Genomic DNA, 14,984 nt, shown 5'->3' with positions numbered 1-14,984 from the left:
ATCATATCGTATGTAAGGTGAGTCAGTTCAGCATTATATAAATCGCATTCCTTTCTACTCCCTTTCATATGGTAATCAAAAAGCTGCTGCGTTTTATTCTTACATTTACCGTTTCATCAGCAAAAAAATAAACAAAATATCTAAAATGATCCATTTTTATAGGATTCATGGCTCATTTATCACCTTTTAAAAGAAAAATATGGAGAATCAACGCTTAACATTTGTTTTCGTCTAATTTTTTTCTCTTTTATCATCAAAAGTGAAGACAAAACGATTTATAGCCTAAACATTAAAATCATTTTATGCCTATTTAGAAAATCAAATATTCTTTAAGTGAACTTCATAATATAGAGGCAAGCCAAGGGAAGGAGTTAGTTGTTTAATGGAGCTCATTGATAATAAATCAAAGAGATGGATAAAAATTTTAAAACTGCTTGTATCAAAAGACAAGTGGTGGAGCCTACAAGAGATATCGAATGAACAAATCGGTTCGGTTCGTGCCATTCAAAGCGATTTAGAACAAATGAAGTCGTTCCAAACAGAGAACGGAGAGCCGTTAATCCACATAAAGCCAAGACAAGGCATATCCATTTGTTATACACAGACGATACGAGTCGACTACTATATCAAAGAAATTCTAAAAGATACGATTGAAATTCGATTGATTGACGGCGTTTTCTTTGAACAAAACAGGTCTTTCTATGAATGGATGGACACACTGAATATCAGTAGATCCACATTGTATAACACCATTCATAAAATCAATTCGCTTCTTATCTCGTATGACATTGAGTTACGACCAGATAGTATGCAGTTCCATGGAAATGAAAAGGAGATTCGTCAATTGTTTGTGGAATTTTTGTTTGAAGTCTATGGAAGCAGGCTTTGGCCATTCGATGATATTCAAAAGCAAGATGCAGTTGATTTTTTACAAAAGCTATTTCAGGTGCTCGAAGTCAATCTACCTGATGTGGCTATAGATAAATTTTGCCTATGGCTCGCCGTTTCCATACACCGAGTGAGGAAAAATTTTTCAATACGACGCAATTATAGGTACTCAATGGATAAGGAAAAACAAACAGCTACAGCTAAAGGTATCTATAATCAAATCAAAAACTTGGAAGAACACGTTTGCCAAATGACAAAGGACACTTTTGGTGTTACGTTGGATCGTCACGAATTTGTCTTTTTACTGTTGATTGAACCAGCTATTGGCCATTATAAATCAATTGAAACTGTCGAAGAAAAATTGACGTTCTTTCAATCGCATACACCACACCTCTTCGAAGCTATTCATTCCTTTATCAATCAATTGGAGTTGATTTTTCATCAAGAGATAGCTAATCGCAAGGTGATGACACTGATTCTTCTCCAATATTATGTGTATTCTAGGGAAATTACCGTAAGAGATGGATTCCTTTTCAAAAAGAAATCGAGGTATTTATCAGAGGTAAAAAAACAGCTTCCTTACTTCTATTCGAGGATTACTCATATCATCCAAGAGTTAAAAACAGACGATATACTTGCTTCTTTTGTGAAAAATGAACGAGAGTTGATTCGAATCATTACTTCTAACTGGAGGGGGCTTGTTCATTTGGAAATGGATCGGAGAAACGTGTTGAACATTTTTGTCATTTCAACATTAGGTTATAATCATAGTTTGTTGATTGCAGATTTAATTAAATTAAGATTGCCTCCTCTCATTCATATTTTCACAAGTCCAGAAAATACATTAAATGAACTGACAATGGATCGACTTGGGATTGATATGATTGTGACCGATACTGAGCTTCCTAATCAACTAGGACGGCCTACGCTGCTGATCAGCTCTTTTCCAACAAAGAAAGAATTGGACAACTTGCACTCAAGATTGGTTGATATGACAAACTAATATTCACAAGAAAAGCTGCTGAGGAGCTCTCAAGCAGCTTTTTTGCTTCTGTATTAATGAAGCGCTATTTGTTCATTCATCAAATCAATGGCGTAAAGCGATTGCTCATATTCATCTAATAAAAGGTAGACTTTGAGCGGTGCAGCGGTTTGATCTGTCTGCTGCGTGAATAGGACACAAGTGAATTTTTCGATTCCTTCTGGCAGCTTGCTTTTCAGAAAGGGATGAAGAATAGGAGAGATTCGAAGGGTATCAACATCTTTCAGCCAAAGCTCATCTTGTAACGCAGGATAATGGTCAACCAAAAACTGACGAAACACTTCCAATGTACTCAAGGTAGATATCCTCACTTTCTTCTATTTATGGCTTTAAGCTTACCTAAAAACAAACATGTTCAACTCATCCTATGATCTTAGTCCGCCTAGTTTCGCTTACTACTAGAGACACGAATTCCTCTAAAAGATTGTAGATCAACTTTACTGCAATGGGTTTTCAATATGTATGACGTTTACTATATGAAATACGAATTCCAACCGATGGACCTATGATCATATTCTTATCTGTTTCTTTCGTGATGAAACGACAACTTCCTTCTACAAAATTCCATTTTTCTTCAAAAAAGAGGGAGATGGGCAAAAAAGAACAGCTGCTCACTGTTCTTTTAGAAGTTATGAAAGGTCTGTCAAAGAGAACACTTCACCGCTCACTGCATCAACGCCTTCATGACAGTCGAGCTTTCCGCATAAAACATATTGTTTTTGCACATCGTCATAGACGTAGATGGGTGTAAGTTCGAGGCGCTCTCTCAATGTTTCAAAGGCTTCTTTCGGAGATATGGTGATTTCACTAACTGTTTGAGATGGATTGAGTATCCCGCATACTTGAAACATCTCTTTTTTATCTATGTAATTAATGACTTCAAAAGTGCTGGCATCAATGAAGACCTTGATCTTATCCATAAAACCACAGCCTTCTTGCTCATTCGTTTTTAATATCGCTTGGATGTAGCCATGATCACGGTGGAGTGTTTTTAGCACCCACTTCCCTGTATCCTTTGAATATTTTTGTGCCAAAAAGGTTCGAACCGCTTTGATACACGCAGCTTGCTCTTCTTTTGAGATTGGGAAGGTATCTGGTGAAGGCTCCAGTGACAAGGCTTGTTCAGCAGTAATGTCCTCGTTTATATCGATTTCCTTTTTTTCAAAGCCTTTGTTTAACGGTTCATTCCACTCCATCACCTGATTCATGTGTATACAATGTGTTTCTTCACGTCCAATTTCAAACGGTATCGTTCCTGTTCCATCGTTCTTGACATAAATTTCTTCTAACGCATATATAGGGCGGATTCGATTCTGCTCGAAGAATGGCCAATCAAACCGCTGCACTTGCTGCTGGGCTAAATCCTCGATCCTATCAATGGAAAGCACATATTCTTCAGTTTTTAGTCGTTTTTTTGCCATAAATGGCCCTCGATGTATATAGTGAATGAGCTGCCCATGTTCATCCCATTTCACTTCGATTCTGCCTGAAGGCGTCACTTTCACACCATCTATTGCTTCTTCGAAAAAAAGTTCCCCTTTCTCCTTTTGATGCATGTGAAAATGCTCACCATAGACCAATCCTGTTTCTTGTTCGATCCATTGAATGACATAAGCTGGATAAGGTCTCTTAAACGTGACACCATTCTTCGCGAAGGTTTTGTCCATGACAAAAATAACCGATTCAGCTTGGCCTGTATTTAAGTTCACGTCAATCACAGCTGTGCCGTCCGGGTTTAGATCATCGTCCTCGGGTTCAGCTTCATGAGAGGGAAACCATTCCATATTCAATGTATAAACCGTTTCATTGAACATATTGACGTAGCGATGAAAACTGTGTCTTTTTAAATAGTAAAGATCTAAACCAAATTTCGCCTTTGTCTGATCGATCAGTTGTTGAATGTTTGCATTCATTTGTTTCACCTCAACATTCTGTTTTATGGAAGAAAAAAGATGACGATAAATCCGAATATGACAATCACTGATAATAATCCTAAAGCCATTGCCATCATGTTTGATTCCTTTGTAAAGCCTTTTAATCCATGCGCTTCCGTCGATCGGTCGATTTTTCTAAAGCGAAAGAGCATGCTTATATTGATAATGGCTAGAGCCATAACAAATAAGAAAATGAGAAACTTAGGTTCTATATGAAAAAATGGATCTTGCATCGTTTGAAAACTAAATGACTGGAAGAACATTAGTCCGCTCAATATCAATTTCCAAATATTTTCCACTCTTTGTTCTTTCTCCCACTCTTTTCCCAATTTCTCTTTTTCATAAATGGCTACCTGCTCAAATATGGGAATGATAGACTTTGTTGATCCTTTTTTGATCAAGCCGTAAATGCCTTGAAGGAGCATGAAGATTCCTAAACAAAGAAAGAAATATGTAAATTGAATCTCAACTTTTTGAATCAAAACAAAAAAAATCAAGATCATCATGCCAAATAGCAAATTAGAGGTAACTACTTGTTTCGTCCTCATTTTTTTCAGTGCAGCTTGTTCCATGTAATACTCCTCTCCGTTTTAAATGTTTCTGTTGAACGCTCTATCTTTATTACGATTTTACCGAAAAAATGTTTCAATATTTTCCCTTTCCATTGCAGATTCCGTTTTTCTGCGGATCTTAAATTCTTTCATAAATAAAAAATAAGAATTAAACATTCATTTCCATCAGTTCAACGAATGTCTAATTCTTAGAAAACCTACATTTACTTAATTAATTCTATTGTTTTAAATAAAATATCTCGTCATTTCACTTGGGCTGTATTCAATTTGATACGCAGGAGATAATTCACGTTTCACTTCTTTCGTGATACGCTCTCCTTCTTGATTGAACTTCCTTTCCATGTCTACGCCATTTGGCAGCAAATCATCGGTTTCTTCGTCAAACCAGCGACCATACTGTACATTCCAATTCCAAATCTTTGAGAAAAGGGTATCGCTTACTGGTACATCATCTCTTTCTAAATGACATTGACAATGCCCGCAATGAAAGGGTTCACTACCGTAATCTCCTTCAATTTTCACAAAAGGATGATCTACAAACTCTCGACAGCATACCCATTTTTTGAAATTCTGACCGAACTCTGTCAGTTTAATCGAGTAATAACGCATGGAAGTTCGTTTTCCTTTCATGTCAAAAATCCCCTGATCAATTAATATCTTAAGTCGATACTCAATAAAATCATCCCCGATATACTGATCTAAATGACCAATGACTTCCCCTATCAGGCGTGGAGTTACGATGTACTCCTCTTCTGGCGCGGACTGATGAAGCCGCTTAGCCATTTTCACTAAATAAGCATCAAATTCATCTTCTGGTACGCTGATCGTTTGTCCTTTTTGCCATATCCGCAGCGTATGATTTTCTTTAGCAAATGAAAGCCATTCGTTTTGTAATCTTTCTCTTTCTTCTTTTGTCACTGTGTGAATATGCTCTTTACTCTCGTACAAAATTTTAAATTTTTCAGATGCAATTTCTCCGGAATGTCGAATATCCATTCTTCTTGTATTTGTATTGAACAGCTGATCAAATGCTATCGTTATATTGATTACAGACAATTCAACCCTTTTTTCTTTTAATAAATAGACGGCATATCGCAAGCCAATTTGCTCATGGGCATTACTGCCTGTCCAGATGAGAATACGACTGCCTGCTTTTATCTCCTTTATTTGTTGAAGCATTTTATGCTGATCGTTGACCAAGTCATCAAAATAGCCAAATTCATTTGACATCACATTACGCAGCCATTCTATACGGTTCGCTTGTCCTTTATGTTCGTGTAAATGTAGAAGTGGTCCAATCGAATAAATATCATCAAAAGCGATGATATCATCTATTTGATCTTGCTTCATTTCACGTACTGCTTGTTTTAAACTACCGGCAGCTGCCGCCCCAAATATGATATGTATCATCATCCGTCTCCCTTTATCTTACAGTTTATTTCATCTTCACCTATTCATGGTTCTTACGTCAATTCTATTGAGTCAATTTCATTCAAAAGTATGACAAGGAGATCAGGTATTTACAGAAGTAATAAAGCAGAACTGCAGAGATAAGAATTTTTATAAAAAAAGCCCACGAAATGGGCCAAGGAACTACCCGAAATAAGTAATTCCCACAATACAATACTAAATTTGTATGTTCACTAGTGAATCGATCATGTTATCTACCTTGCTCCATCACCTTCAAACTCTTCTGCTGAGAGATTCTGTCAAACGCCACCATCAAGATGGTCATGAGTAAAGCGAGAAGAACCGTTCCAGCGCTGATCCAGCTTAGGTGCAATATAGATGTCCTGCTCAATACAAGCCCTCCTAACCCCGAGCCTAAAGCAAATCCGAATTGAATAAACGATGTATTGACACTTAATGCGATATCAGGAGATTTGGGTACAAGTGTGACGAGATACAGCTGCTGAGCTGGAGATGTGCTCCATGTAGCAATCATCCATATCATGATCACCGCCACCATGACCACGAGATTCCCTGACACAAATGCCAGCAGCATAAGCATGATGATTTGTAGAATAATTCCGGAGAAAATCGTGAATGTTGGGCCTTTTTTATCTGCTGCAACCCCTCCAAGACTGGAGCCCAAAAAGCTGCATATTCCCGCTAGTAATAAAATGCCGCTGATTTCTGTTATGCTAAGGTTTGCTGATTCTTGCAGGAAGGGCGTTAAATAGGTAAATAAAGTGGAATATCCGCCTACATAAAAGAGTGTAACTGCCACTGCCAGCAAAATTCTCTTATCTTTTAATATCGATAATTGCATACCTAGCGTCACCGGTTCTTGTTCTTTCATAGAAGGGATGCGCCTATACACAACAATCAGCGGAATGAGCGTGATCAATCCAATAGCTGCGAATAATGCTTTCCATCCAATCAAGCTGCTTAGAAATGTCCCGATTGGAACACCTAAAACTAAGGAGCTGCTTAATCCCATTAAAATGATGCCAATCACTGTTCCTCTTTTTTCTCGTTCGACAAGGCGAGTAGCCACAGCCATTGCCACCACAATGGCCGTCCCCCCACTAATTCCTTGTAAAACCCTAGTCATCAGCACCATTTCAAACGAATGGCTGACACTTGTGATGATATTACTTAAAGTAAAAATGATCAGCATCCATGATAATATTTTTCTGCGGTCGATATTGATGGTCAGTGCAATGACAATCGGCGCGCCGATTGCTGCTGAGAGCGCTAATGATGTGACCAATAAACCAGCAGCAGATGTCGTGACCTGTAAATCATCTGCGACCATTTGAATAATTCCTGTAATGATATATTCGATCGTTCCAATTAAAAAGGCTGCTAAAGCAAGTAAATACACAACGGCTTTATTTTTCATAGTCGCTTTTCTCCTTTGGGCAATGTAGACGATTTATACTTGAATGGGAATTTGAATTTCAATGAGTCTTCCTTCTTCATTTTCAGCCAACGGGTAATAAATCTCTCGGCCCGGCTGATCTTCTTTCACGCGGTATCCGTTATGTTCGATCCATGTCGCCAGGTCAACACAAGCAGTTTGTGCAAATGGAGAATCTGAATGAAATAAGAGCGTCGCCATGGTTTCTTCAGCCGGTAACGTACGCATCGTGATGCATTTAGGCAGAGAGCCTCTTATCGCTTTCGCGGAATACCCCACCTCAAATTCGAACTCACTTTCTTGAGCAATTGATTCCCTCCACAGCACGATTTGCGGCTCAGAGTTCAATTCTTGCGGATGTTTATGTAACAAATGATGAAACGTTTGAAAGAATGTTGGAATTTCGTCAACAGTTCCGTTGGATTGAAAAGACATGATGCGTTTGCTTTCAACCGATTTGATGATAACCTCCTGCGCTTTTTCAACACACCCCTCTCGTTTGATGAGGTGCATCCGCTCCTTAATACGCGCTAATTTCTGTTGTTCTCTCTCGATCAATTGCTGAATCTCACTCTCTTTCAAGAGAAACATGCCCTGAATCTGCTCGACAGAAATATCTTCACGAAGAAGCTGTCCCATTTGCTTTAACGTAAAACCTAATTCCTTGTACAGAAAAATTCGATTGACCTCAAGCAGCTGCTCAGCTGAATAATACCGGTATCCAGAATCTTGATCGATCTGCTTAGGCTTTAATAAATCTATTTGGTCATAATACCTTAAGGTTTTGACAGGGACTTTACTTAACATAGAAAAATCACCGATTTTGAACATCCTGCATCTCCTCCGTTTTGTTGATCTGATCAAAGTATAAACCTTTCAGTAAAGGGGAAAGTCAACAGGAGATTTTAAAATACAATTTATCGCATATAAAAAGCCCTATTTCAAATAGGGCTCGTTGTTTGATGAATTTTATTCGTCCTCCAAAATATGTTTAGCCGCTTCTAGTGCTGAAGCTGCTTTAGGCCATCCGATATAAAAACTAAGATGGGTGATTGCTTCAATCAATTCGTTCTTCGTGACACCATTTTCTTTGGCGAGATGTAAATGATATTCCAGCTGATTCAGGCTGCCCGCACTTACTAAGGCTGAGACTGTAATCATACTTCGATCTCTTAGCGAAAGTTCCTCTCTTCGCCACAAATCCCCAAAGAGAACTTTTTCGGAGTACTCAACAAATGCTGGAGCAAAATCTCCGAGGGTTAAATTCACAGTTGACTTGATTGGTTGATGCATAACTATTTCCCCTTTCATTCGTTCTGTTACTTGATCATCTGAGCAAGTCCTTCTCCAAAGGACCAATTCTCCAAGCTTGTCTCATTCAGCATTATGAATACATTTTCTTTCGGGATATGAAGCTGGCAATATAACTGGTCAGCTACTTCCATATATAAAGACTGCTTCTGTTCCTCGGTTCTACCCGCACCACATGTAATTTGGATATATAAAAGACGATGATCTCTTTCATGACGAAGAAGATAATGGGGATCATAAAAAAATTCTTCTTTCTTATGTGAACTGAATACCTGAAAGTAGTCTTTTTTAGGAACTTGAAATTCTTTCACCAGAGCCTTCATGATCGTTTGGCTAACAGAAGCTAAGCTTTCAGTATCGTACGCATTTTCCATATAGCTGACTTTTACAAATGGCATGAATGTCATCTCCTTTTTTCTGTCTACATTCATTTTACATCCCAATACTCGTTTTATATAATTGAATAATATATAAAATTGTATTCATATATCGAATGGAGATTATTAGAAATGGACTTAAAAGAGTTAAAAGCATTTCAAGCCATCATTCAGGAAGGGACATTCTCAAAAGCCGCTCAAAAATTGAATTATGCACAGTCGACCATAACGAATCAGATCAAACGATTAGAACAGGAGTTAGGATTTCAATTGTTTGTAAGAGGATGGGAGGCTGAATTAACCCCTTCAGGACAATTGTTTGCCAAAGAGATTGATCAGCTGATACTCCATTGGCATTTTGTATTAGAGCAATCACAAAAACTCCAAAAAGAAGAAATCGGAACCTTGAATATAGGCGTCATAGAACCAATTGCTGCCACTATTCTTCCTTCCGTCCTTCAAACATTCAGGAGGCAAAAACCGAATATCACATGCCACTTTATCATTGGTAATACAGACTTTCTTCACAAGCTTCTGCTCAAGGGAGAGCTCGATTTTGCCATTTCAGGGGAACCAGTGATGAATACACTTCCGTTTGAGGAGTTGTACAAGGAGGAAATGTCTTTTATTATCGCAAAACAGCAGGCAGATCAAGTTGGACCGATTTCATTGATCAAGGATCTTTATGAACAGCCTTTGATTATTGGCGGGGAAAGTTGTTTTTATCACATAAAATTACAAAAGGAACTCTCAAGAATAAATGTCGAGCCGTTCACTTACACCATCAGCCAGATTTCAGCGATTCCATCATTTCTAAAGAAATTCCCCTCTGTCGGAGTTGTCCTTTCTTCTACTCTATTGTCAGACGAATTTGTGAAAGTTCCAATTGAAATGGAGGACCCTTTTATCCCGATAGGAATCTTAACTCATAAGGAACCCCATCTATCTCTGGAAAAGACCAAGCAGCTGCTGCTTGATTTATTTCGTCAAGAAGCAGAGCAATTCACATTCTAGTAATCTCGTTTCAGAAATAAAAAACCTAGATTTCATACATCTAGGTTTTTCAATCTTTCAAGCCATTTTAAGATGGTTCCACTTTTAAAAGAATTGAATACGGCACCATCGCAAAACCGCTCAGCTCTCACCACTCCCATGATGAGTGCAAGTACACACTGCACATTTAAATTTGAAATGTCCACATTCTCCAAATCATTCGGTCCACCTTCAATGCCATTTTCTTTGAGGATTTCTCTGTAGCGGATAAGCTCCAGCTCTTGATGTTGTTCCGCAAAGATATAGACATCTTCGATAAAGTGACGGATCGTTTCGGAATAATGGACAAAAGGCATCTGGATTGGGCGTTCAGCTGTTCCATCATTTTCTTGGTCGATCACCCATTCTCCTATACGATCCTCCTGAAGCATCGGTATGTATTTTGTTAGACTCTCGAATTGACTCATCGTTATCCTCCTCTATTCATTCATATGGTTTACTCTGATCGACACCTATGGAACAGTATAAAAAAAAATCCGTGATCATCCTACCAGCTAGACACCAGTATTCAAATCACGGACAGTTTTATTTACTTCACTTTTTTACACTCTAGCCATTGATACAACGGTCTCCACATGAGCCGTATGCGGAAACATATCAACTGGCTGCATGTATTCGATCTTATAGTCTTTTGACATGTATTCAAGGTCTTTTGCTAGTGTGGATGGGTTGCAAGAGACGTAGACAAAGCGTTTTGGTTTGACTTGTTTGACGGTGTCTAAGAAGGTGCGCTCACAGCCTGTTCTTGGCGGGTCGACGACGATGACGTCAGGACGGAAGCCTTCTTTGACCCATTTTGGCAGCCAATGTTCAGCTGTTCCTGTTACATAGGTCGCGTTTTTCATGCCGTGTTTTTTGGCATTTTTCTTGGCATCATCAATCGATTCTTTGATGACATCCATTCCTCGTACTTCTTTGGCGCCATCTGAGAGCCACATCCCAATGGTCCCAACACCGCAATACGCATCGACAACCTTTTCTTTTCCAGTCAGTTTGGCCGCTTTTTTCGCTTCATCGTAAAGCTTTAGCGTCTGCTTTGGATTCAATTGGAAGAAAGCACGAGCACTCAATTCAAAGGAGACGTCTCCTAAAAATTCTTGAATGACCATATTGCCAGCTAGGTGAGATGTTTTATGGCCGAAGATGACTGATGTTTTTTCTCCATTGATATTGTGCATAATGGACGTCACTTCAGGCAGACGTTTTTGAATGGCTTCTGCGATTTCTTTTTTCTTTGGAAATTCAGGTTTTGATGTGACAAGAACGACTTGTACTTCCCCTGTTTCAAAACCGACACGCACGACAATCGAGCGTACGTCGCCTTTTCTTGTCCGTTCATTGTAGACAGATACGCCGAACTTCTCTAAAATTTTGCGGACAACGCCTGTTGTTTTGTTCGTTTTTGGATGCTGCACGATACATTCCTTGATCGGTACAAGCTTATGAGAATTCAGTCCGTAAAGTCCTGCAATGATGTCTCCGCTGTGAGAACGTCCTACTTGGAACTGACTTTTGTTTCGGTAATGCCACGGATCTTCCATGCCGATCGTTGGCCGAATATCAAGCTTTTCAACCGCTAGCTTTGTATGGCGCTCCATTGATTGAATGACAATATCACGCTTTTCATTTAGCTGCTGCTCATACGCCAGATGCTGCAGCTGACAGCCGCCGCACTGTTCGTATACTGGGCATGGCGGTTTGACTCGATGCTCGGAGCGCTTTCGCACTTTTCTGACTGTGCCTTCTGCATATTTTGCTTGGACATTCGTTGCTTCAACCACCACTTCCTCACCCGGAAGCGCGCCTGGGACAAAGACCACTTGCTTTTTAAAATAACCGACCCCTTCACCATTAATGCCAAGGCGTTTAATGGTAAGCGGGAACTGCTGTCCCTTTTGCAAAAGGGCACCTTGCTGTTTTTCTTTCACTTTATTCTCTCCGTTCTATTTGAACCCTTAATAGGTTGTCTTCATTTTATTCCATCTCATTAGTATATCACGTCTTAGACAAAGAGAGAAAATTCCTTTCCGTTATTTATCTGTCTCAATGCTTCTCCATAAATATAAAGAAGCGTAGCTTAAATATGGGGTCCATTCCTTGCTTAGCGCTGCCATTTCATCTTTTGTCGGTTTTTCAGGCAGGTTAAAATGACGTTTCATTGCGTTTTGAATGCCGATATCTGCCACCGGAAAAAGATTTGGTCTTCCAAGCCCATTCATGAGCACATTTTGAACCGTCCAAGGGCCGATCCCTCTAATCGGAAGCAATCGCTCTTCCACCTCCAGATCAGATAAATCGTGTAATTCCTCTAAACAAAGTGAGCCGCTCACAATTCGTTTCGATACATCGATGACATATTCTGCTTTTCGCTGACTAAATTGAAGCTTTCTCAAATCATCTGTTTCAAGAGAGGCAATGGTTTCTGGTAAAGGATCAAACCATACACCTTCTATTTGCTCGCCGTACGTATGGACAAATCGTTTCGTGAGCTCGTAAGCAAACGAAAGATTAAGCTGCTGATGAATGATGCATTTCATTAAACAATGATATAAATGAAAATCCAGCATGAGCGGCGTTCCAATATGCTGCTCAAAAATGGGCGCTAGATTGGTTTGAGAAAAATGGTCTTGAATCATGTGTAATTGATGCTCCATGCCAAATATCCGTTTCACCTCAGAAAGAAGGGGTTCCTCTGGGCCGTTTGATCGCACCCGGAACATAGGCGCATCCTTTGTTCCAGTAGCTTGAACGATGACCACGTACGGTTTTTGCTCTAATCTGATCGGCACTTTGATTTCTCTTTGACTCAAATCGACTGCTTTTAATGGATCACTTGATAAGCGTCTAAGCACTTGATCGAAATGATACGGCGGCTCTACCGCAAGCTGTTTTTCCCACATACATGTCCTCTTCCTTTCTGCAAACATACGCAGATGTGATTGTTTCATTTTGCATGAATGATTCTCTAGATTGAATACTTTTAAACATAAAGAGTACAAGAATTTATCAGTTATATCTTCCTTATTTGTGGTCATTCTCCTTTTGGATAGATGAAAGTTTTTAGTCGAATTCAGCTAAAATTCGACAGCATCCTTCAACATTTTAGGCTCATTTTCCTTAAATTAGAAATAGAACCTCTGGGTGATATCCTCCATTCAAAAAATATTTGTATAATTATGACATATCAAGGAGGTGAACAAAGAAATTAGCGGATTAGGCAATCATTTGTTTTATCTTGCAGGAACATATTTACCTCATTGATGACCGGCTTCACTTAGTTTCACATTTTACAAAAAAGAAGACCCAAAATTTAAAAACAAAGGAGATCCGACCAATGAAAAAAACAATTCTTTCTGTTGCCCTTGCCACTGCTGTTTCTTCGACACTGCCAGTATTCGCTGACGCTGCTGAGCCAAAAACTTCAGCACCTGTTTCTACTACACTTCAGCAAACTGTCTTAAACAAAGCTGCTGAAGGTAAGGCATCTACAACTGCAGGAAACGTTAATATTAACTTTGATGTACTTGGTATTGCAAATGCATTAATCAATGCTGCAAATGCTAACACAAACCGTGAAGGCTTTGTCAAAGGATTAATGGAGTCTGCTTTCTATGCTGCCGGCGCAAAATACAATGTCATGGTATTTAACTTAAGCCAAGGTTATGAGACTCGTTTCAACGGCGTCAAAACGTTTGCTACTGTGAAATACGGAAGTATTACGTACGGAGTCTGGGTATTTGAAAATGGATCTTTCACAAACAAAGGTGACGGCGGCTACATCAACTGGGCATTTAGAGGCTGGTTCGACCGTAATGGTGGTTTCGTCAACTTCCGTCGCCCTTAATTCTCGGTTTTATCCATCAATCATACACGCACATTGAACCGATCTCAAAAATGAGATCGGCTTTTTTTATGAAGAAAACGTATAAGTTCACCGGCGCTGCTTCATGATATAATGCAAGTCTGGAGGGGTGCACATGCTGAGAAAACTTGCAGTGACAAAAAACGGCGACTTGATTGAACATGCAACATTGCAGCAGCTTTCAAGCCCCGATATCGCCTGGTATTGGATTGATTTTCATGCGCCAACGGAAAAGGAAGCAGCGCTTTTAAAGGAATATTTTCATTTCCATCCACTCGCGATTGAAGATTGTTTTCATTATTTACAGCGGCCCAAGCTTGATTTTTATGAAGGATATTTGTTTTTCGTGCTGCATGCCCTTAATCAAAAAACGCTTCGTTCTGAGGAAGTCGATCTGTTTGTTGGTGAAAACTATATCGTGACCTTTCATTTGAAAGAAGCGCCGTACGTTGAACGTGTGATTCGAAAGCTCAAAGGCTCTGATAAAGCGAGAAACAGCGGACCTGAGCATATTGCCTACATGCTGATTGATGAGCTTGTTGATGATTATTTCCCTATTATTTATCAAATTGAAGACAGGCTGAATGAAATTGAGGATGAAGAAGGGCATAAAACGTATGGCACGCTGATGAACGAAGTATTTGGTATTCGATCCGATTTGCTCAAACTGCGAAGAACGATTATCCCGATGAGGGACCTTTTATATCGTATTGTGAACACAAATATGATGAAAAGCGATCCAAACCGCCATGCTTATTTTAATGATATTTATGATCATCTTTTGAAGTTAACCGAGATCGTTGAGTCAAACCGTGATATGACAGCCGATTTGCGAGACAGCTATCAGACGCTGAATTCTAACCGGATGAATGCGATCATGATGACATTGACCATTGTATCGACCATTTTTATTCCACTAACCTTTATTGTAGGGGTGTACGGAATGAACTTTGACAACATGCCAGAATTACATTGGAAATACGGCTATTTTGGCGTGCTGATTTTTATGGGTCTCCTCGTCTCGGGGATGCTTTTGTGGTTTAAACATAAAGGGTGGTTTAGGATTTTTAAATAGTGTT

15 protein-coding genes are annotated in these 14,984 nt (G+C 39.2%); 4 read left to right on the top strand and 11 right to left on the bottom strand.

Going from position 1 to position 14,984, the window contains the following annotated elements; all coding sequences use genetic code 11:
* Positions 1-382 precede the first annotated feature (382 nt).
* Positions 383-1,891 carry a helix-turn-helix domain-containing protein gene (locus MHB66_RS03905; RefSeq protein WP_046314289.1) on the top strand — a complete coding sequence of 503 codons (1,509 nt, stop codon included), beginning with the start codon at positions 383-385 and terminating at the stop codon, positions 1,889-1,891.
* A gap of 53 nt (positions 1,892-1,944) precedes the next feature.
* On the opposite strand, the gene MHB66_RS03900 is transcribed toward MHB66_RS03905, so the two are convergent.
* The 8 genes from MHB66_RS03900 to MHB66_RS03865 all read right to left on the bottom strand — a co-directional run bounded on the left by MHB66_RS03900 (position 1,945) and on the right by MHB66_RS03865 (position 9,011).
* Positions 1,945-2,226: a hypothetical protein gene (locus MHB66_RS03900; protein ID WP_024425245.1), complete on the bottom strand. Its 282-nt coding sequence runs from the start codon at positions 2,224-2,226 to the stop codon at positions 1,945-1,947.
* Between the two features lie 333 nt (positions 2,227-2,559).
* Positions 2,560-3,843, bottom strand: a complete 1,284-nt coding sequence (locus MHB66_RS03895; RefSeq protein ID WP_041116229.1) for a hypothetical protein — start codon at positions 3,841-3,843, stop codon at positions 2,560-2,562.
* A 23-nt stretch (positions 3,844-3,866) separates the two neighbouring features.
* Entirely contained in the window at positions 3,867-4,436 is a 570-nt protein-coding gene (locus MHB66_RS03890) for a hypothetical protein (RefSeq protein ID WP_034283720.1), read from the bottom strand.
* 225 nt (positions 4,437-4,661) lie between these two features.
* Complete coding sequence (locus MHB66_RS03885) at positions 4,662-5,846, bottom strand: DUF1835 domain-containing protein (protein WP_041116227.1); 1,185 nt, start codon at positions 5,844-5,846, stop codon at positions 4,662-4,664.
* Between the two features lie 250 nt (positions 5,847-6,096).
* Positions 6,097-7,284 (bottom strand): MFS transporter, encoded by a 1,188-nt coding sequence (locus MHB66_RS03880; RefSeq protein ID WP_046314287.1) that lies wholly within the window; start codon positions 7,282-7,284, stop codon positions 6,097-6,099.
* A gap of 33 nt (positions 7,285-7,317) precedes the next feature.
* The gene (locus MHB66_RS03875) at positions 7,318-8,133 is read right to left on the bottom strand and encodes a MerR family transcriptional regulator (protein WP_046314284.1); all 816 of its coding nucleotides are present in this window, start codon (positions 8,131-8,133) and stop codon (positions 7,318-7,320) included.
* Positions 8,134-8,271: 138 nt separating this feature from the next.
* The gene (locus MHB66_RS03870; RefSeq protein ID WP_046314282.1) at positions 8,272-8,595 is read right to left on the bottom strand and encodes a carboxymuconolactone decarboxylase family protein; all 324 of its coding nucleotides are present in this window, start codon (positions 8,593-8,595) and stop codon (positions 8,272-8,274) included.
* Between the two features lie 26 nt (positions 8,596-8,621).
* Positions 8,622-9,011, bottom strand: coding sequence for a tautomerase family protein (locus MHB66_RS03865; RefSeq protein ID WP_046314280.1), 390 nt, complete (start codon positions 9,009-9,011; stop codon positions 8,622-8,624).
* Between the two features lie 111 nt (positions 9,012-9,122).
* Here MHB66_RS03865 and MHB66_RS03860 point away from each other — a divergent pair, with 111 nt between their 5' ends.
* Positions 9,123-10,004 carry a LysR family transcriptional regulator gene (locus MHB66_RS03860; RefSeq protein ID WP_046314278.1) on the top strand — a complete coding sequence of 294 codons (882 nt, stop codon included), beginning with the start codon at positions 9,123-9,125 and terminating at the stop codon, positions 10,002-10,004.
* A gap of 32 nt (positions 10,005-10,036) precedes the next feature.
* Here MHB66_RS03860 and MHB66_RS03855 read toward each other — a convergent pair whose 3' ends face one another.
* The 3 genes from MHB66_RS03855 to MHB66_RS03845 form a co-directional block, all read right to left on the bottom strand.
* A complete protein-coding gene (locus MHB66_RS03855; protein WP_046314275.1) occupies positions 10,037-10,450 on the bottom strand; it encodes a DUF6508 domain-containing protein in 414 nt (137 codons plus the stop codon).
* A 135-nt stretch (positions 10,451-10,585) separates the two neighbouring features.
* Positions 10,586-11,971, bottom strand: a complete 1,386-nt coding sequence (rlmD, locus tag MHB66_RS03850; RefSeq protein WP_046314274.1) for a 23S rRNA (uracil(1939)-C(5))-methyltransferase RlmD — start codon at positions 11,969-11,971, stop codon at positions 10,586-10,588.
* Positions 11,972-12,073: 102 nt separating this feature from the next.
* Entirely contained in the window at positions 12,074-12,943 is an 870-nt protein-coding gene (locus tag MHB66_RS03845; protein ID WP_046314272.1) for a DNA-3-methyladenine glycosylase, read from the bottom strand.
* Between the two features lie 434 nt (positions 12,944-13,377).
* Here MHB66_RS03845 and MHB66_RS03840 point away from each other — a divergent pair, with 434 nt between their 5' ends.
* On the top strand, positions 13,378-13,887 hold the full coding sequence (locus MHB66_RS03840) for a hypothetical protein (RefSeq protein ID WP_024425256.1): 510 nt from the start codon (positions 13,378-13,380) through the stop codon (positions 13,885-13,887).
* A 133-nt stretch (positions 13,888-14,020) separates the two neighbouring features.
* Positions 14,021-14,980, top strand: a complete 960-nt coding sequence (gene corA / locus MHB66_RS03835; RefSeq protein WP_034283707.1) for a magnesium/cobalt transporter CorA — start codon at positions 14,021-14,023, stop codon at positions 14,978-14,980.
* The last annotated feature ends 4 nt before the right edge of the window (positions 14,981-14,984 follow it).

The organism is Bacillus sp. FSL L8-0167, assembly GCF_038630295.1.
Classification (GTDB): domain Bacteria; phylum Bacillota; class Bacilli; order Bacillales; family Bacillaceae; genus Bacillus; species Bacillus safensis.
This window is presented reverse-complemented; position numbering and strand designations above follow the sequence as displayed.

Coding starts and splice junctions, on each gene's coding strand:
- MHB66_RS03905 (WP_046314289.1), top strand. CDS start 383: ATGGAGCTCATTGATAATAAATCAAAGAGATGGATAAAAATTTTAAAA.
- MHB66_RS03895 (WP_041116229.1), bottom strand. CDS start 3,843: ATGAATGCAAACATTCAACAACTGATCGATCAGACAAAGGCGAAATTT.
- MHB66_RS03890 (WP_034283720.1), bottom strand. CDS start 4,436: ATGGAACAAGCTGCACTGAAAAAAATGAGGACGAAACAAGTAGTTACC.
- MHB66_RS03885 (WP_041116227.1), bottom strand. CDS start 5,846: ATGATACATATCATATTTGGGGCGGCAGCTGCCGGTAGTTTAAAACAA.
- MHB66_RS03880 (WP_046314287.1), bottom strand. CDS start 7,284: ATGAAAAATAAAGCCGTTGTGTATTTACTTGCTTTAGCAGCCTTTTTA.
- MHB66_RS03875 (WP_046314284.1), bottom strand. CDS start 8,133: ATGTTCAAAATCGGTGATTTTTCTATGTTAAGTAAAGTCCCTGTCAAA.
- MHB66_RS03870 (WP_046314282.1), bottom strand. CDS start 8,595: ATGCATCAACCAATCAAGTCAACTGTGAATTTAACCCTCGGAGATTTT.
- MHB66_RS03865 (WP_046314280.1), bottom strand. CDS start 9,011: ATGCCATTTGTAAAAGTCAGCTATATGGAAAATGCGTACGATACTGAA.
- MHB66_RS03860 (WP_046314278.1), top strand. CDS start 9,123: ATGGACTTAAAAGAGTTAAAAGCATTTCAAGCCATCATTCAGGAAGGG.
- MHB66_RS03855 (WP_046314275.1), bottom strand. CDS start 10,450: ATGAGTCAATTCGAGAGTCTAACAAAATACATACCGATGCTTCAGGAG.
- MHB66_RS03845 (WP_046314272.1), bottom strand. CDS start 12,943: ATGTGGGAAAAACAGCTTGCGGTAGAGCCGCCGTATCATTTCGATCAA.
- MHB66_RS03840 (WP_024425256.1), top strand. CDS start 13,378: ATGAAAAAAACAATTCTTTCTGTTGCCCTTGCCACTGCTGTTTCTTCG.
- corA (WP_034283707.1), top strand. CDS start 14,021: ATGCTGAGAAAACTTGCAGTGACAAAAAACGGCGACTTGATTGAACAT.